Here is a 19,028-nt window from a genome sequence, read left to right on the forward strand (position 1 = left end):
TTAGGGCTATTTAGCGGTTCCTTTCCGCTTGAAGAGGGTTAGAATCACAAGAATCGCACTCGCCGCGAAAACAAGCAGCCAGACGGTTATATTGGCGGAATCCCCCGTTTCCGGAACTTCCGACGGAGCCTCGCCATCCGGATTTTCCGATTCGCCGGGCTTTTCAGTATCATCAGGCGTCTCGGTGTCTCCGGGCTGCTCAGTATCCCCTGGTTCTTCAGACGGCACTTTGATGAATTCAGCCATTATCTGCATATCTCCCGTAATGTAAGCCCCATATATCATAAGCTCACCGGTAACGGCATTATAGCTGTATCCCTCGGAGGGGAGTTCTGCGCCGCCCACCGTGACCTTTACCGTCTCGGGAAGGGCATATCCATCCGCAGGCTTCAGGGTCGCCGCGTAGTCTTTGCCCCCTTCCGCCTTGAGCGCACCATCTGCCGCGCCATTGGTAAGGGCGAATATGACATCATAGCTCTCAGACACAGGGGATTGTTCCTCTGCCTTGATTTCGGAGCGGTCGCGCACCCGCAGACGGTTGCCTTCGGCATCATGGGATACAAACCCAACCGCGCTGATCGTTGCGCCTTCTTTCACGAATCCTTCCAATTCCGGAGAAGCATCGTCCGAGTAGCCAATATAGCCGTCAATAAATACCCGGCAGCTTTGGCCGCTTTCATCCTGAAGCTCTATGCTCTCCACAATCCCGTTCGCCAGCTTCACGCTCTGAACGACGCCTTCCACACGGACCAGCTTACCGAAATTGGCTTCGTAATCGTCAGCTTCCTTGGTAGTTGCGTCGCTAATGATAACTTCCTTGCTTCCTTCCAGGACAGTCACATTGATGGCTGACAGCTGTTTATCCCCGATATATTCGCTGATGGAGCCGGTGATCATCACCTGGTCGCCGCGGCGGATGTTATTGTCATCAATCGGGAATACATTGATGCCGTTGCCGGCGTCATCCTGGATATAGATGGTGTTGAAGAAAGCGTTCCCTGTTTCTGCCGTACCGTTTGCAACCGTGCCGACCACGGTGAATACCTGTCCGTCCGTTCCGGCGCGGGCCTCCTCGATCGTGCTTATGACAGGCTCTTTTTTCACCATATTCAAGATATTCTGTGCAATAATGCCGTTGGAATAGCTCACCTGATCCTCGGCGGCTACTTCGAAATTGGAGCAAAACACCGTACCGGAGAGGAACACGCGCCCTTCCCCGACAGCCTCCGTGGCCATGGCAACAACATCGCCCTTCTGCACGACGGCGCTTTCCGGATCGTAGAGATCGGAGTAACTCAGCACAGGCTTGTTGTGTCCTTGGGCGGGATTTTTACTGTTGATGGAATAGGTTGTATTATGCCCATATACGATTGCTTCACCATTTCCGACGGCGACAGAGCATCCGGAGTAGGAGCTGTAGCGCAGGCCGGAATCCACCACGCCTTTCAGCACCTCCTGCACCACCGGATCCGTACTGCCGGTGTTGAAGTCGTCAAAGTACAGCCGGTATGGCTGCCCGCCGTTGTCATCCTGATCGATCAATTCATCGTCGTTGACCCGCATGGTGGCGCCGATGGCTTCCAGCAGCTTATTTACCTGCTCATAGGTGGTATACGGCGAGCCGCTGTTGGCGTCCTGATAGTCTGCAAGACCGCAGACGATGACTGTGCCGCCTCCCTGCACATAATCCCGGACAAGATTTACAAATTCTTCCTCAAAAACGCTGATCTCCGCTTCCCCGGTATAATCGCTGGTGTATTTCAGCGGAGCGGAAATAACAAACAGGGAAACATCACTTAACGTTTCGGCCGTTATGGTTTCTCCCGGCTGTGCGATTCTCACCTGGATATTGTCCGCCGTACCCATATTGATGAAGTTGGTCATGTTGCCGGAGTAATATCCGTTTACATAATCGTTGTAATGGGTACCGTCGATCAGCACCTTGGTAGCGATGGCCGGGTCGGACACGCTGAGCTTCAGCACATCGGTAAAGGTAAACTCTTCGCCGTTAATTATCGCTTTCATCTGGACATTGATATTGAAACCGCCCGCCTGCTCCGCCATATAGGGGAATTCGTAGGAATACGAGGTTCTGGGCGCCACCACACCGTTGCTGCCGATGGAAGAAACATCCGCCGTGTGGAACGGTTCCGTCTGCCCTTCCATCGTATAGGTCAGGGAGGTAACCTGCATATCGTCGCTGAGATTGTTGTAAATCTGGCTGGAAATGCTGATCTCATCCCCTTTGATGGGAAGGGCTACGCTGCTGGACGTTTTGGAAACGCCGGCATTCAGGCTTTCGCCTACCCATACAGGAGCCGTTACGGCGATGTTCTTATCCGCCTGAGTAATCCGCAGGTAGTAATATCCGTAGGTTGCCGGTAAATTTTCAAAGGTGAGTTCAGCCGAGCCGCCTTCAAAGGTCTGCTCCGCCAGGGTCTGGCCGCCGTTGACGATCACTTCCACCTTCGTGCTGCCGGCAGTATCAGTGGGATCGCTGATGGAAACTTCAATATTGACAGACTCCTGGTCGTCCAGGATCGAGCCCATGGCGTTGCCGTTCAGCGAGTACAGGATTGACAGGTCGTTGTCCTCAGTGGCATAAACGCGGTAGTTCTTCATCGCGTCATAGATGGCTTCTTCGCTTAAATCGGTGGCCAGCACGACGCTGCGGGCGGTATTGGAGTCGCCCCAGTTACCTTTATGGTTATCCTGGTTATTGGTGGGAGCTACATGCCAGCCCTTATCCAAAGCGCGGGTGTAGTAGCTGTAGGAGGGGAAATACCCGCTGCTGCCGATCGCACCCTCGCCGTTTCCGACTTCAATCAGGGTAATCTGGTTGTCCACCACCGGGTCGTACAGGGAGAAATCCATAAAGTCGCCGAAGGTATCGCCCGGATGGTTGAATTGGGAGATCGTTTCAGGGTTTTCATTCAAGGTGTCAAAATACGCCTGGAGCACATCATAATTGTCGCCTTTCTTGTAAGGCGCGTAATTGCGGCTCTCAAATCCATCTGAATTAAAGGTGTTGATATGTCCCGGAGCGCCGCCGGACCAGGTCATCTCAAATCCATATAAGCCAACAAATGTGCCGTTTTCGCGTTTCGTGATATTTCTGGCCCCGGAACGCCCTTCTTCCCATTCCTCGCTCAGCTCTTCGGCATTCTCGGAGTCCAGATGGACATTCGCATCGTTGTCGAACGAATTGGAATGGTCGGTAAGCGCCAGGAAGTCCAGATTATCCACCTTGGAAGCGTGGTCAAAGGCCTGCTCCACCGTACCGGTACCGTCGGAAAGATTGGTATGCGCATGGAGCTGGCCGAAATACAGCGTGTAATCACCCAGATTCATCGGCGCTTTGTAGGTAAAGGTCACAACTTCGCCGGTCTGAGCCTCTTCCACGCCTGCAGCGGGAATATGGGCAACCGCTTTGATAATAACCGGCTTATCCGTTTCAGGGGTTTTCTCAATCTCGATGGGAGCCGTATATTTCTGGCTCACACTTGTTACGTCCGGATCCGCCGGCTCTGTGCCGTCTGTGGACATGGTATAGTAGATTTCCGCCCCGTCTGCGGCAGTCAGGACAATCGTCTGTCCTGCTTCCACGCTGGCGCCGCTCTTGGGAGAGGCCTCCACTTCCAGCCCTTCGGCTGCGGGTTCTTCCGGATCTACCGGCATGCTCTCTACTTTATAGAACTTGAGTTTAAACTGCCCGTCCGTTGCGGCGCTGCTAGAATTATAGGTGCTCCAGTTACTGAACTGGGCGTACCACTCCATATAGTTACCGCGTTTGATATTTTTAATGTTATAGGTGCCGTCTTCCAGGTCGATGACTTCCCAGTCGTCGTGGACGGCGCCCAAATCCATGCTGGCATAGCTATCTCCCAGACCGATGTTCTTACCGTCCTGCTGGAAGCTGTAGGTGCCGTCGTCATTGGCAACGACCGTCCAGATATTTGCAGCGGTGTAACCGGTCACAGCGCCGTCGGAACCAACGGTAATGTCTGTTCCCACATTGTAAAAACCGGTCTTTTCCGATGAAAGCGCCTTGTTGTATTCCGGCGCATAGATAACCACCTGATCGCCGTCTTTGATGGGAGCTCCCGGCTCAGGCGCGGGCTCACTGCCCTCCACTTTGTAGAACTTGAGTTTAAACTGCCCGTCGGTTGCGAAGCTGCCCTTATTATAGGTGCTCCAGTTACTGAACTGGGCGTACCACTCCATATAGTTGCCGCGTCCGGTATTCTTAATGTTATAGGTGCCGTCTTCCAGGTCGATGACTTCCCAGTCGTCGTGGACGGCGCCCAAATCCATGCTGGCATAGCTATCTCCCAGACCGATGTTCTTACCGCCCTGTTGGAAGCTATAGGTGCCGTCGTCATTGGCAACGACCGTCCAGACGTCCGCATCGGTGTAACCGGTCACAGTGCCGTCGGAACCAATGGTAATGTCTGTTCCCACATTGTAAAAACCGGTCTTTTCCGATGAAAGCGCCTTGTTGTATTCCGGTGCATAGATAACCACCTGATCGCCGTCCTCAAGCACGGCTTCTCCCTTTATGGTATAGGAAAGCTGTTGCACTGCACTCATGGAAGCACCGAGAACCGCCACCGCTTTCAGCGTACAGTCTTCCGTAATAACCGGCTTATTGTCAGCAGAATACAGCTTGCGGGCTGTATTGTTTGCATCCGCCGGATCACTGCCGTCCAACGTATAATAAATCTGCGCGTTCGGCGTTGCCGTGCTCAAGGTGATTTCGGCGCCCGAAGCTACCGCTCCTGCCGCCGGGTCAGCTAACGGGGCTGCGACACTCTGCTCGCCCGAACCGCTCTCTGCGAGTTTATACAGGGTGAACTGATAGGGATACCCGTTTGGATTTCCGGTTGCGGTTGCTTTTTTATAACCACGGAATTTATTCTGAGAGCTCTTGTTACTGGCTAAAACGACCGTATCGTCTTCCGTCCCGGAAAAGACAAACTTGCCGTTTTCCACGCTCCATGCCCAATCGTATTCGCCTGCTTGGATGCCGTTATTGTTTCCGCCCTTCGGCGCAATGTAGTTTCCATCGCTTAGCTTGATTTTGACGGAACTATCCGCCACTTCAAGATCCACTACCATCCCGGCATCCGGATCGGTTATGACGTTGTCCCCGGAGGTAACCTTTACCGCGGAGACCCAGGTGCCATCTATCGGGCCGACGGCATAGCCGGTATCTACTGCCATCACATATTTACCGGTTTCAAACTCTGCTGCATCCGAGATCTTCTGATAGGTTTCCGTTCCCGCCGCAAACACGGCTGTGGGTACGACGGAAACCAGCAGCAGAATCGTCAGAAATGCCGACAAGACTCTTTGCAGGCTCTTCTTTCTCTTCATACCTGTTCTTATCCTCCTTTAAAATCTTGGTTTATGCTTGTTTATATATCACGAAACGCGCTTTCCCCGCGCCATAAGACGGGCGCTGATGAAAGCGACGATCGGTACGGTAAGAAGGATCCCCAAAGCCCCCGCAACGCTTTGTATGATCTCGATGCAGATATAATCGGTGTTGATCAGCTGGATAAAGGGGATATCGTAAGTCTGAACCAAAATCAGCATATTCAGCGAAGACCCGGCAAAAGCGAGGATCAGGGTGTTCGCCATGGTGCCCATCGCATCCCGGCCGATATGCATACCCGAACGGAATAAAGCCCTGCCCGGCAGCGACGGGTTCTGTTCGTGAAGCTCCCAGATGGAGGAGGCGATTCCCAAAGCGACATCCATCACCGCGCCGAGAGCAGAAATGAGGACGCCGCATACCAGCAGGCCGCTGATTTTCATGCCCTTATCAGCGCCATAGAGCAGAAGGTTCTCCGCCTCCGGCATGTTGAATCCATTCATAGGGGTGATGTTTCCCACCAGCGCCGCAATCCCCCCTGCTGCCACAACGCCGATGACACACCCCAGCACGGAACAGAGTGTCTTTAGGGAAAATCCATTGAGCAAAACGAGAGCTCCTGCCGCTGTTACAGCGACAATACCGACTGTTGCAGCGATAGCCGGAATACCCCGGATGAGACAGGGGATGAGAACAAACCATATACTTGCCAGAGTAAACAGCAGGCCAAGAAGCGCACCCAGCCCCTTTTTCCCACCAAGTACCGCCAGAAGGATAAAGAAGATCAGCACAAAAACGCCCAGAACAATCCCACGGTTATAGTTAAACAAAGAAGCGTAATAGCTGCCGTCTTCGTCGGTCATAATCCGCACAATGATTTGATCCCCTTTTTCCACATCCACATTAAACAAGGCGCTCATGTAGTTCGTCAGACTCATGATTTCCCCTTTATGCGTACCAGTCAGAATGCGGATTTCCAGTTCCTGCGTTCCCACGCGCCGGCCTTCCGCATCCTCATAATCCGGGACCGCACCATCCTCTAAAACAGCTGTAACGCTGGCCTTTTCGTACGCCATTTGGCTGGCACTTGTAGGGACCTCGCCTTCTACAGGTTGATTCAGCCAAATGGCGCAACCGATCAGCCCGCCTAAAATGACAATTCCTACAAGCAGGCCGGCGAGATTCTTACGCTCTTTCATCCAGCTTTCTAAAGCATTTATGCTGATCTCCAGTTTCCCATACAGCTTTTTCAGCATATGGACAGCTCCCCTCCGATAAGTATCTTGGAACTTGAATTTCATACTAAGATTTCTGTTTAAAAGTCATGTTACAGTATCGTTAGATGGGAATAAGATTTTCATAACAGATACTACATGCGGTTATATTTTAAAATACTAGCCGTGCTTTTTTCCACCTCACCCACGTAAAATACCAGTAAAACTTTGGACGTATAAAAATATGACTATATTAAATTTTCTTTAGATAAGAAGCCCTGTGCCCATAATGCAACAGCCGGTTCCCGGTAGGATTGCCTTGAAATTCGTCATCCCACTGGGAACCGGCTGTTTTGCCGTTGCAAATAAAATATTTGAACTGTACCCCATTTGGCAGGCAGTATGGTATATTGAATATTTGCTTCTCTGTCTCATCTTTTTGAGAAAATGGAATAAAGGCACCTAATACTAACGGTTATCGATACCAACATAACATTTCCGTATTAAAGGCTCTATCATACTTTTGTTGATATCTCGTAAAAACAGATTAGTCTATGGCTTTTATCTCAATTTCACAAAGTCTTAACCAAACAAAGGTAGAGTCTTAATCCAAACTATAGTATTATAAATGTGTATATCAAATTACAGGACGGTACTATGCAGGACTTTTTTCCTAACTGCTCTTGGCCTGCTTTTTATTAAATATAGAGGTTGGATATGAAAGGAATCATCCTTTACAGCAGCCAATACGGCGCCGGACTCCCCTTGAAAAACAAACGACGGAAAACCGGGCGCTCATCCTGGGCGGCCTGCTGTTTGGAGTGAATTTAGTTCTCTTTAACTTCTTTATGCCGCTGACATTCCCGACCTAATCCTTCGCAGCTTCATCGATATCCTGGCGGTAACAGTCGGATGTTTGTCATTTTCAAATCAAGAAAATGCAAATCCAGCAGACTGGGGATAAGGACAATGCAGGAAAAGCGAAGCATGCGATTTGGAAAATGGCTGCTGAAAGCTATACCGGATACAGCGGCAGCATGGAAGAGCGGGTAGAATTCACCTTCACCCTACTCCGGCTGGAGAGCTATCATATTGGCAGGCGTTCCATTCGTCTCCACGGTCAGTTTACCAAAAAGACTAGGGACGCCTATGGCTCCAGCCAGAAAAAACCATGCACCAAAACATTGTGGCTTCCCCGTACTTTCCCCATAGATCAGGAACAGACCCTGCTATACTTTTTGCAGAATCAGGCGGCAGAAAATGTCTCTTAAGCCCCCTCGCCCTATTTTCGGCAGCTGAGTCTTGCCCCTGAAAAACGATATCCCTTAGATAAGGAAAAGAAAGAAAAAGGTGAACAGGAGGTGAATTCGATGTACAAAACGATGGTAGTCAAATATTCTCCCAAGGCAAAGGAAATGGCCGCCAAAATAGAGGAAACGGCCAACAAAATGGAACAGGAAGGATTTGAGTTTGTGTCCTGCTCCATCATGCCCTCTTCCAAAGGCATCCTGGTATTTAGAAAGCCCGGAGAACCGGAGCCGGAAAAGTGAGTCTTTCCCGTTATAAAGCGCAAAAGCACTTAGAACGCTCCGGTTCTAAGTGCTTTTTCCTGTTATGTCTCCCAACGCCGCATCCTGCCGTTCCTTTGATTCCTCCAAGTCCTTGAAATCTCCCAAGTCGGTCAGTTGAATTTCCGAAGCGTCAACTTTGTCGTCCGGGTTTTCCTGCTGTCCCCGGATGGTAGCGGGAATTTCACCGTCCAGCTGACCGCGTATATTCTCGGCCCGCAGCAGACAGACCTGTTCCAGCGTATCCACCGCCAGCCGGTGGTCTTCGTAGGAGCAAAAGGCGGTGGGATCTTTTTGAACATAAGGGGCAATCAGCTTTTCCGTCTGGCGAAGGGTAGCTTCAAACCGACCGTTTTCAAAGTATTCCGAAAGGAGTTTGTGGAAATAGTCGTGATAGCGGGCAAAGTACGCATCGTGCTTCATCAGGTTGTGGTAAAGCGGACGGTTCAGCATAACCTTGCCTTCCGCCGGGGTGTTGATGGGATAGTTGATGAGGATATTGGGATCTTTGATAGGGTCGGTCATACCCAGAGCATAGGTGCCGAAAGCCAGGTTATAATCCCAGGGCAGGATGCTGAGGACTCCGTTTTCCTCATACAAAAAGTAATTGTGCCCGGTATGGCCCAGATAGCTGTCCCAGTTCATCACAAAAACCTGCACGGTGAAATACCGCAGCACCTCGTCCACATTGACGGCGGTTTCCAGGTTTTCACCAGTGGACAGGGTTTTCAGCGCTTCAATCACCTGCTTCTGATCGGCTTCCGATACCTTAAACTTGGCATTTTCAAAGATACCGGGATAACTGTCCGGGTGATCGTCGATATAACGAAGCGCCACGTCGGCGTTTTCCGCGTTCAGGGAACGGTAATCCGGCTTATACAGCTTTCCGTAATCATTTCCAAAATTTCGGCGGGCAAAGGCCTCTTCTGGTTCCTCTACCGCCAGAAAAAGTCCCCAGTCCTCCCCATTGACCGTCACCCAGGTATAGCTGCAAAGAGGAGCAGGCACCCCCATAAACGCCATCATGTCGTAGGCCATGTAGGTTTTCAGGTAACTGTTGTCCTGAAAAGAAGCATCCAGGGAAAATTTGTCCAGTCCATAGTAATTTCCGCCGTCCTGGAACTGATCGAACTCCAGCTTGAGGCTATAACGGGACAAACCGTATTCTTTCGTCAGCCGCAGGGAATTGTTTCCCTTGGCCCGCAGGCCGATATTATGGAACTCCTCCCCGTCGATTTCGACGGTGCAGGCTTCATATTCTTCACGTTCGGCATCCTCGATAAAAGCGCCCCAGTCCGCAATTTGGATATCAATGGTGTGCACCCGGCTGTCATCAAACAGCCGGGTCGCATATCCCGGGGTGGCGCTGGCCTTAGGGATTCCCAGCTGTTCTCCGAACATCAGAAGTATGGTGAGAAGGGCAGCCAAAACCGCCGCGCCGATGCAGATCCAGTCGATATACTTATGCTTTACCATCGCCTTATCCCATGTAGTCGCCGTTGTAGGAAACCAGCACCACCCGGGACACGCCCGGCATGGCCTCCAGCTCGTTGACAAAGGCGCTGCTGTCCTCTTTCAAACGAACCTCATAGTTGAGTTCCACACAGCCGTTGTCCACGCTCTTGCTCTTGAGATTCAGCCGCCTGACCTGAGATTTGACAAAAATCCGTGCCTGTTCCTCGATCCCGCTGTTTTCACAGTGCACCACCAGGATATAGGGGGAATCCACAGTTTTCTTTTTGGAGAAGGCAATTAGCACCGCTCCGATGAAGATACTGCCGAACACCGCCAGCGGAATCAGGCCCGCCGCCAGCACAATGCCCACCGCAATCGCCCAGAACAGGAAGGCGATATCCATGGGCTCTTTGATCGCGGTGCGGAACCGGACAATGGACAGAGCGCCCACCATGCCCAGAGACAGCACGATGTTGCTCACCACCGTCATAATCAGCAGGGTGGTAATAAGCGACAGAGCAATCAGTGTTACACCGAAGCTGGCCGAATACATCACGCCGCTGTAGCTCTTTTTATAGATGAAAAAGATAAACAATCCCAGCAGAAAGGCCAATACCATGGCAATCACCATGTCCAGTATGGAGATGGTGGCGATATTCTCCAGAAAGCTGGATTTGAAAATATCCTGAAAGGTCATAAGGCCCTTCCTCCTCAGATAATTTTAATCGAACCGCCGGCTCAGGGCGTATTTGGAGCAGGCCGCCGCCTGCCTTCCGGGTACCTGCACCGCCATGCGGACAAGCTCCGGCAAAAATGCATCGTATTTGACTTCCAGCACCGTTCCAGGCTCCATGGCGCGCATGTAGAAAATCGCCGGATTCAGGAAGTCCACATTTCCAATCCCGGTGCGGATATCCCGATCTAACGTGATACGCACATTGCCGGGCGCATAGAGAAAAGCCTCCCGGTCGTAACGGACGATGGCCTTCGGCCGCAGACCTTTCCCTTTGATTTTGCTGTAAAGCTCGGTGAAAAGCGGTTCATCCGAATCCAGCAGGAATTCGGAGCTGCCCGAAAGCAGTTCCTTTACCTGTTCCTGCGTCATCCGGGCGCTGCGCTTGCCGCACAGGCCGTTTACTTTATACTTTTTTTCCAGCCGGATGAAAGAGGTGTCCATCCCGTAATACCGCAGGCGGAATTTTTCCCGCCGGTTGACCCCGTCGATTTTCTCCCGCAGGGCGCTGTCATAGGGCGTGTCAAAGTATAAGCTGGTTACCCGGTATGTGCCGCCGGGCCCGGCGTTTTTGTCGTGGGCAAACAGTTTTCTCAGTCTTTGGGAAAGCACCAGATCTTCCCGCAGGTTGATCCGGTGCTTCAGCTCATGCCGCAAGGGGAGCTCGTTTTCCGGCTTAATCGTCATAACCGGAATCCCCGTCGTCCCAATCATCGTCAGCTTCCCGGTCGTAATCGCTGCCGCCGTCGTCGTAATTGGTATCGCCGTAATTGGTATTGCCGTGATCATCATAATTGGTATCGTTGTAATCAGTGACACCGTCATTATTCGGGCCGTAGTCGGTATCGTTGTAATCGGTCACGCCATCGTTGTTGGGGCCGTAGTCGGTGTCGTTGTAGTCGGTGACGCCATCGTTGTTGGGGCCGTAGTCCGTGTCGTTGTAGTCGGTGACGCCATCGTTGCTCGGGCCGTAGTCGGTGTCGTTGTAGTCGGTGACGCCATCGTTGCTCGGGCCGTAGTCCGTGTCGTTGTAGTCGGTGACGCCATCGTTGCTCGGACCGTAGTCCGTGTCATTGTAATCGGTCACGCCGTCATTATTCGGGCCGTAGTCGGTATCGTTGTAATTGGTGGAACCGCTGCCGGCAGTCTTATGTTCCGCCTTGACAACCTTGCCGGTGACCGCGTGAATGTCATACTCGTACTCGTTCCCGTTCGCCATGAACTCCAGCTCAAAAATCGGGGTTCCGTCATCGTGATCGAATTCCTTATCGTCAAATACCGCGTCCGCTGCATTGACATTCGCCTGGGCAAGCGCAATTTCCTGTGCTTTTTCCAGTGTGATGTAGGGGGACGGCTTGCCGTCTTTGGCATAGGCGGGATCATAGTCATCGTCGTCAATGGTCACGATACCGGAGGAAAGCTCCAATCCCTTGACCGCTTCCTGCGTGCTGGCGCTCATATCAGCCAGAAAATCGTCGCTGGGAAGTACCGAGCCCGGCTCCAGCTGCAGGACGATGTTCTTTTTGTTGCCGTCAATGTCATCCACAAAGTAACCTGCCTCATTGATCTCAACAATCAGATCCCGCAGGACGGTCTTGCAGTCTTTTCCGATATAATCCGGATAGGCCTCCACAATGCCCTTGCCATCATCGTTCCGGCCGGTCAGGGCGGTGACCTTGCCGTCCCTGTTGTATTCGATTTGGATTTCCGGATTGACGCTCAGAGTGAGGATACCGGTTTCTTTCAGCGCCGTTCCCTCCTGTGCCGGCGCTCCGCATCCGGTCAGAAGGACTGCAGCCGCTACAGCCAGGGAAGAGACCGCCGCTAATAATTTTCTTCTCGATTTCATGTTGATTGCTCCTTTCGGTTTCCGTTTGTTTGTGGCTTTTGTTTTGCCTTACACTCATAGATTACGGAAACGGGTTTTCAAAACCGGGGTAAGCCGGAAAAATTTTTGAAAAATTCAATCGTCATCGTCCGGATCGTTGTCATCGTCTGAATCATCATCCGAATCATCGTCGTCATAGCCGCTGTCGCCGTCGTTGTCGTCATCGTTGTGATCCGGATCATAATCGGTGTCCCCGTCCGTATAATCCGTGACCCCATCGCTGCCGGGACCATAGTCCGTATCCGCAGGCGGCTTACTGGTGGAAGGCGGTGTATAACCCGTGTCCCCGTCATTTCCGGGGCCATAATCTGTATCCGCAGGCGGACTGCTGACCGGCGGCGTATAGTCGGTGACGCCGTCGTTATCCGGGCCGTAATCAGTATCATCATAATCGGTGGCGTTGGAAGACGTCGGAGGCACAACCACGGGGTGAGACGGCTCGGACGGGGAAGGCGAGGTTGGCTCCGGCTGAGAAGTGCTCGGCTGAGAGGGAATCGAAGATGAACTGTTTTCCGGGCTTTCCTGACCCTGCCCGTCTTGATGGTTCATAATTTCTATTGTAATGGTAATCCGCCCGTCCAAATGCTCCGTTACTTTGGTGCGCAGCTCCGTCCCATACTCCCGGAACAGGGCTTCGTCCGGGGAATCGATGGAGAAGGAAACCCGGCCGCCCTCCGACAGGAAGCCCATTTCAATGGCCCGGTCGATCAGCTCGTCGGCAACGGTTACCTTGTCTTTCCCCTTGCCGTCATAGCCCTCCAGCAGCGTTTCCCCGTCTTCATTTGTCCCCATGAGTCCTACAACCGTGCCCTGCCGGTTCAGATCCATCTGTACTTCCGGGTTGATGGTCAGATATATGGACGAATAGGGCTGGATATAGTTCTGGTAATAGCCGATGCCAAAGAACAGCAGGAAGCAGGCGGCGATTGCCGCAATGCCGCTGCTGATCCACCGGACGGTATGCCGCTGCCTTTCCGGCATCTCCTTCATCAGCACCGGATCGTACACCGTCTGCCCGGTTTCGTATCGCAGATTGGCCGCTTTCAAAAAGCGTCCCTCTTCATCCAGAAGAACTGCGTAGCCGGGGTGGCATTCCATAACCAGATAGCTCATCGTACTGCCACTCCTTTCATCACCTGTTTCAAATGCCCGCGTATGATTTCGTACCCGTTTGTATAAATCAGAAGCAGGGCTACCATATACTTGCGGTGCCGCTCCAGCGTCTTGCGCTCCACGCCGCTCCCCGTTGCCAGCTGCCCGATGGGCAGGCGTTTTGTCTTTAAAAGGTCATCCAACAGCTCCGGGTTCCCCTTTGCGTATTCCAATGCTTTCCGGCAGGCGTCCAATGTGCGCTGCTGCTTGGGGCAATTATCCGCCACATCGCTGAGGCTGACGCCGAATTCCTGCATCTGCCGCGTCAGCTCCTCGATCTCTGCGCGGGTCGCGTCCCGCAACGCTGTTTCTTCGTGGGGATCTCTGTCGTCCGCCAGCGTCTCTCCCAGAGTTGCGTCTTCTTCTCCTATCGGCGCGTCCAGCGATATGACGCGGCTGTGACGCTGTTCCCTGCGGCTGTAATCAACCAAGCGGCTTCGGATCAGCATGGCCGCATATTTCAGGAAGGAACCCCTGGCGCGGGAATACCCGCCGATTGCCTCGTGAAAGGCCATCATGGCGATACTCAGCTCATCGTCCTGTCCCTCTATGGGAGGACGCTTTAAGAACTTCGCCGTTTCCGCTTTGATAAAGGGCAGGTATGCGCGGATCAGGTCATCCGCCGCCCGGACATTTTCTTTGGCCGCATAGACCTGTTCTACGATTTTATGTGCATCGTTCATGCGGCAGATCCCCTCCTATATATAGAATACGTCCCCATTTTGAAAAAACCGGGGTCGAAACCAAAAAACTGTATGTATAAAATATCATTATATAATGATACCTCTATCAGTGTTAAGACGCGACCACAAACGGGTTAAATCTGTGTGAAATCAATGTAAATCGAACAACGGAAGCAGGCGGCGCTTCCTCATTCCCGCACATTTTCGCTTTCATGCTTCCGAACCGGTTTATTCCATCGTTTTACACAATCTTAACCTGCACATGATAGATGCCAAACACGAATCACGATATAATTATACTGAATTGTTGTATCTAATTGGGGAGACATTTTTATGGGGCGTTTTCCAGTATCGCAGCGGATATCGCTGCGAAGGCTGTCCGCTGAAGAATGAAAGGACGCCCCTATCCAGGCCGATTGCCGGTATGCTGTGTGCGCTGTTCCGGCGGCACAGGAAATCTTTCTTGAAAAATTAGGGTGATTTTATGAAATCAATGATTATATACGGAAGCAGGTACGGAAGCGCCCGCCGGTATGCGCAGGAGCTGTCAAAGCAAACGGGTATCCCTGCTGTCGGCTATCAGGAAGCGCCGCTGCTTTCCGAATTGGAAACGGTCGTGTATATCGGCGCGCTGTATGCCGGAGGTGTTCTGGGATTGACAAAGACGCTGCGAAGGCAGTCATTCGAGAAGCATCAAAGGATGATCATCGTCACGGTCGGGCTGGCTGACCCGGATATACCGCAAAACAGGGAGAATATCCGAAACGCCCTTCAAAAGCAGATTCACGCCCAGCTATATGGCAGAGCAGCGATTTTTCATCTGCGGGGCGCCATCGATTATCAGGCGCTATCTCTGGGACACCGAACCATGATGGCGCTGCTGCACCGCTCACTGCAAAAGAAACCGGCCGAAGAATGGAGCGAAGAAGACAAGGCGTTAATGGAAACCTACGGCAAGCAGGCGGATTTTGTCGATTTCGCATCCCTGCGGCCGATTATCAATGAGATGCAGAGGAAAAGCAGGTAAGAAAAATCGTTTGAATGCATAGCTTAGCCAGTTTGACTTTCTCTGCTGCGAGGGATTCCATGTAGGTACCACGCGCATTATTTTACGCTCTCTTATCAATCGGGCGCTTTCATGTGTACCGGGAAAGGAAATGTGTTTATGGCTGAAAAGCGAATAATCCGCTTTGAAAAATGGATACTCAAGGTTGTAATATCTTATGCAGTGTTTATCGGGATCGGTTGGCTGCTCGGGCGGATCCCTGCTGAAAAAATTGGTCTTTCCGAGGATATGTTTTTCGATCTGCGGATGTTTTTCATGCTGTTTGGCCCCATCTATCTCACTCTGATTGTAAAAATTGTTTTGACAATTCTGGCCGTAATAAAGCATAAAGAAAAAGACACAGCCGAACAAAACAGAGGCGTTCTGCTTGCCGTTACTGCCATATTGATGCTTGCAAATCTGTCCAATGCCCAAACCATGGCTGATTTGAGCAGCGGGCTCATCGAAAGCAAAGGGCTGAAAAGCCTGAACCGGAGCAAACGGTACAATCTGAAAGGCAAGCGGTTTTTAAATGTTTTCCTTCCCATCGCCTTTTATATGCTGATCCTGGAAATTCTGACCCTGCTGGTCTGCATCGTCACCTTCGCACCGTTATCCAACGCGGCAAGCAACGCTTTTATTTTTACCATCGCCCTGACCGCTTTGCTCCTGCTGTTGATCCCACTCATCCTCACTTTTATCTCTGGATTCAAAGGAGATAAAGCCGAACATGAAGAAAAGCGGAAAATGGAGAAGCTGGATGCCGTCTCGTCCGGCAACCTGGTCCTGGAAACCGATCCCATTCGCCGCAAACAGTATCTGTGGCTGCCGAAGCTGCTTGTGCTGCTTGTCTGTCCCGTAGTGCTCCTGCTTTCTTTTTTCGTTTTATTTCTCACTAAGAATTATCATGACTATTTTGTAATTTTGCTTCTGCGTCAGCCGTTCATGGCGCTGGCCGGCACAGCCTTTCTTTCTGTGATCCCGCTTTTGCTGTACTGGGCGAACTGCTCAGGGACGTCTTTGGTTCAGCGCGTGTATCTCTCGGAAAACCGGCTCTGTTATACCGGCTACAGCGGCAGCATGGATGAACGGGTGGAATTTGCCTTTGTCCTTCTCCGGCTGGAAGAGTATTCTGTTGGAAAGCGCTCCATCCGTATCCGGGGAATATTTACCCGGAAGACAAAGGATGCCTACGGTACGCATCAGAAAAACGCCTTTTCCAAGACGCTCCAACTTCCCCGCACCTTTCCGGAGGAGCAGGAACGGATTTTATTGGATTTTTTAAGAAACGCAGCGGTGAATCACGCTTCTTTTGACCAGCGTGTGCAATAGACGCAAAATAAAATCGCGGCAGTCGGGTTTAACGATTGCTGCGATTCCAGGTTAAAACTGTAAAATGACAGGTGAGTTGCCTTCCATCGCCTGCATTTTTAAGGAGGGACATTATGGAGGATATCATTCGGATCGATCATCTCAACAAAAGCTTTGGAAGTATAAAAGCCGTCCAGGATTTAAGCTTCCGTGTAAAACAGGGAGAGCTGTTTGCTTTTCTCGGTGTCAACGGGGCAGGAAAATCCACCACGATCAATATCCTGTGCGGGCAGCTGCAAAAAGACAGCGGGAGCGTTTTGATTGACTCACGCGATTTAGATCAAGAGACGAATTTTATTAAACGCGAATTGGGCGTTGTTTTTCAATCGTCTGTTCTGGATTCTGCCCTTTCAGTTTACGATAATCTGGAAAGCCGCGCCGCCTTATATGGCATTACCGGAAAAGCGTTTAGGCAAAGGCTTGCCGAGCTTGCGAAAATACTGGATTTTGAGAGCTTGCTGAAACGTACAGTCGGTAAATTATCGGGAGGGCAGCGCCGAAGGGTCGATATCGCCAGGGCTTTATTTCATACCCCAAAAATCCTGATTCTCGACGAGCCGACAACAGGCCTTGACCCGCAAACACGCAAAACACTATGGAATGTCATATCCGATTTCCGCAAAAATAAAAATATGACCGTATTTTTAACGACGCATTATATGGAGGAGGCTGCGGAAGCCGACTATGTCGTCATTATTGATGACGGGAAAATATCCGCAGAAGGCACACCGCTGGAACTGAAAAACAGGTATACCGGAGATTACATCACGATCTATGGTATAGATATGAACCATTTGAAAGAACTTGGCCTGGAGTATGAGCCGATTCGTAACGGTTACCGCCTTTCTGTGCCGGATACGAAAACCGCAACGGATCTGATCATCCGCAATCCGCAGCTATTTCACGATTACGAAGTAACAAAGGGAAAAATGGACGACGTTTTCCTTGCTGTTACAGGCAAAACATTGACGGGAGGAGCGGAACAATGAGGACATTTATGCTTGTCAAGAGAAATATCAAGCTGTTTTTCAAAGATAAGGGGATGTTTCTTACCTCTTTGATTACGCCGGTTATCCTGCTCGTACTTTATGCAACCTTTCTCGGAAATGTGTACCGTGATAATTTTACAGCCACTCTGCCGGATTTTTTGAACCTGTCGGAAAGCGTAGTGGAAGGACTAGTTGGCGGCCAGCTGATTTCTTCCATCCTTGCTGTTTCCTGTGTGACAGTTGCTTTTTGCTCCAATTTTTTGATGGTGCAGGACAAGGCAAACGGTACGGTCAGGGATTTCAGGGTATCCCCTGTAAATCCCGCCGCACTTTCGCTGAGCTATTATATAGCGGCCTTGATTTCAACGCTGATCATCTGCTTTGCCGCAGCGGGCATCTGCCTTACTTATGTGGCTGTAGTCGGCTGGTATCTGTCGCTTGCAGATGTAGTTCTTTTATTCCTTGATATTTTGCTCCTTGTTTTATTCGGAACGGCTTTGTCTTCGATTATCAACTTTTTCTTATCCACGCAGGGACAAATTTCAGCGGTAGGTACCATCATCAGCGCAGGATACGGGTTCCTTTGCGGCGCATATATGCCGATTTCCTCTTTTGGCGAAGGATTGCAGAAAGTCATCTTGTTTTTGCCGGGCACCTATGGTACGTCGCTGATTCGAAACCATACCATGCAGGGGGTGTTTGCCGAGATGCAAAATCAGGGCGTCCCAGCAAATGTAATTGAAACTTTAAAGGATTCTCTTGATTGCAATCTCTATTTTTTCGGGAATCCCGTGAATTTTCCAACAATGTATACAATACTTAGTGTTACGACTCTTGTATTCATCGGAATTTACATTTTGTTAAATAAGCAGAAAAAGTATAACGGTTAATTCGTTATGAGAGAATGCATATCTCTGAAAAATTTACCGGTTTGGCGCATAAGTTTTTTTCATATGGTACAGATGGGAGAGGTTTTCTACGGAGGCCTCTCCCATCTGTTCGGATACCGCCACTAGAGGTAAGCATCGGCATGAACCAACACTTCTGTTTCTTTATCGATATATTTCAGAAAGTCATCGAATTCATCCCAATCCTCCAAATCATCGTATTCTCTCGGAATTCCGCCAACGAGAAAACTTGCTGCGTCATTTCCTGCCGTTACAGTTACCTGAGAAAAGAGTAAGGCCATATTTCATATCCCTCCAATCTGCTGTTCTTTGAAGCTATGATTTTCAGACATAGCGCACCTCCGTATTATTTAAGTTTGCAGTACCAAAGCGGGCGCGAGTTGCCCACCGCAGGTGCGGGCTAAGCCCGTTTGACTCTTTCATCCCCGGCGCGGGTGTCACTTTTCAAAAGCAAAACAAAACCCATCGGGCGCGGGTTGCCCACCGCAGGTGCACTGGACTGTTTTCTTACACCGCTCCTATCGAATCCATCTACAAAAAAAATAAGAGCAATCCGCAAAAGCGAATTGCTCTTATTTGGTGGGAGATGATGGATTCGAACCATCGAAGCTGAAAAGCAACAGATTTACAGTCTGCCCCCTTTGG

The 19,028-nt window shown here is 50.8% G+C and carries 15 protein-coding genes; 6 read left to right on the top strand and 9 right to left on the bottom strand.

The genetic code is table 11. From position 1 onward, the window contains the following. Positions 1-6: 6 nt before the first annotated feature. On the bottom strand, positions 7-5,376 hold the full coding sequence (locus H6A12_RS07755; RefSeq protein ID WP_204446581.1) for a CehA/McbA family metallohydrolase: 5,370 nt from the start codon (positions 5,374-5,376) through the stop codon (positions 7-9). 48 nt (positions 5,377-5,424) lie between these two features. Next, positions 5,425-6,633 carry a YibE/F family protein gene (locus tag H6A12_RS07760; RefSeq protein ID WP_204446584.1) on the bottom strand — a complete coding sequence of 403 codons (1,209 nt, stop codon included), beginning with the start codon at positions 6,631-6,633 and terminating at the stop codon, positions 5,425-5,427. Between the two features lie 959 nt (positions 6,634-7,592). On the opposite strand from H6A12_RS07760, the gene H6A12_RS07765 reads away from it, so the two are divergent. After that, the gene (locus H6A12_RS07765; RefSeq protein WP_204446586.1) at positions 7,593-7,862 is read left to right on the top strand and encodes a hypothetical protein; all 270 of its coding nucleotides are present in this window, start codon (positions 7,593-7,595) and stop codon (positions 7,860-7,862) included. Between the two features lie 99 nt (positions 7,863-7,961). After that, on the top strand, positions 7,962-8,141 hold the full coding sequence (locus H6A12_RS07770) for a hypothetical protein (RefSeq protein WP_204446588.1): 180 nt from the start codon (positions 7,962-7,964) through the stop codon (positions 8,139-8,141). Positions 8,142-8,186: 45 nt separating this feature from the next. On the opposite strand, the gene H6A12_RS07775 is transcribed toward H6A12_RS07770, so the two are convergent. The 6 genes from H6A12_RS07775 to H6A12_RS07800 form a co-directional block, all read right to left on the bottom strand. Continuing rightward, positions 8,187-9,635, bottom strand: a complete 1,449-nt coding sequence (locus tag H6A12_RS07775; protein ID WP_204446590.1) for a CotH kinase family protein — start codon at positions 9,633-9,635, stop codon at positions 8,187-8,189. Positions 9,636-9,639: 4 nt separating this feature from the next. Next, positions 9,640-10,311: a DUF4956 domain-containing protein gene (locus H6A12_RS07780; protein WP_204446592.1), complete on the bottom strand. Its 672-nt coding sequence runs from the start codon at positions 10,309-10,311 to the stop codon at positions 9,640-9,642. 24 nt (positions 10,312-10,335) lie between these two features. Next, complete coding sequence (locus H6A12_RS07785; protein WP_204446593.1) at positions 10,336-11,034, bottom strand: polyphosphate polymerase domain-containing protein; 699 nt, start codon at positions 11,032-11,034, stop codon at positions 10,336-10,338. Then, positions 11,024-12,196 carry a PepSY domain-containing protein gene (locus tag H6A12_RS07790; protein WP_204446594.1) on the bottom strand — a complete coding sequence of 391 codons (1,173 nt, stop codon included), beginning with the start codon at positions 12,194-12,196 and terminating at the stop codon, positions 11,024-11,026. Before H6A12_RS07790 ends, H6A12_RS07785 begins: the two co-directional genes overlap by 11 nt. 114 nt (positions 12,197-12,310) lie before the next feature. Then, entirely contained in the window at positions 12,311-13,348 is a 1,038-nt protein-coding gene (locus tag H6A12_RS07795; RefSeq protein WP_204446595.1) for an anti-sigma-I factor RsgI family protein, read from the bottom strand. Next, complete coding sequence (locus H6A12_RS07800; protein ID WP_204446596.1) at positions 13,345-14,070, bottom strand: sigma-70 family RNA polymerase sigma factor; 726 nt, start codon at positions 14,068-14,070, stop codon at positions 13,345-13,347. Before H6A12_RS07800 ends, H6A12_RS07795 begins: the two co-directional genes overlap by 4 nt. A gap of 484 nt (positions 14,071-14,554) precedes the next feature. Between H6A12_RS07800 and H6A12_RS07805 the strand changes: the two genes are divergently transcribed. The 4 genes from H6A12_RS07805 (at position 14,555) to H6A12_RS07820 (ending at position 18,365) form a co-directional block, all read left to right on the top strand. Further along, a complete protein-coding gene (locus tag H6A12_RS07805) occupies positions 14,555-15,097 on the top strand; it encodes a flavodoxin domain-containing protein (RefSeq protein WP_204446598.1) in 543 nt (180 codons plus the stop codon). 138 nt (positions 15,098-15,235) lie between these two features. Then, positions 15,236-16,447: a hypothetical protein gene (locus H6A12_RS07810; RefSeq protein WP_204446600.1), complete on the top strand. Its 1,212-nt coding sequence runs from the start codon at positions 15,236-15,238 to the stop codon at positions 16,445-16,447. A gap of 113 nt (positions 16,448-16,560) precedes the next feature. Continuing rightward, a complete protein-coding gene (locus H6A12_RS07815; protein WP_204446602.1) occupies positions 16,561-17,475 on the top strand; it encodes an ABC transporter ATP-binding protein in 915 nt (304 codons plus the stop codon). Beyond that, complete coding sequence (locus H6A12_RS07820; protein WP_204446604.1) at positions 17,472-18,365, top strand: ABC transporter permease; 894 nt, start codon at positions 17,472-17,474, stop codon at positions 18,363-18,365. Before H6A12_RS07815 ends, H6A12_RS07820 begins: the two co-directional genes overlap by 4 nt. Before the next feature lie 122 nt (positions 18,366-18,487). Here H6A12_RS07820 and H6A12_RS07825 read toward each other — a convergent pair whose 3' ends face one another. Then, positions 18,488-18,664, bottom strand: a complete 177-nt coding sequence (locus tag H6A12_RS07825; protein ID WP_204446607.1) for a hypothetical protein — start codon at positions 18,662-18,664, stop codon at positions 18,488-18,490. Positions 18,665-19,028: the final 364 nt, after the last annotated feature.

Origin of the sequence: Merdimmobilis hominis (assembly GCF_016901855.1) — a bacterium.
Classification (GTDB): domain Bacteria; phylum Bacillota; class Clostridia; order Oscillospirales; family Ruminococcaceae; genus Paludihabitans.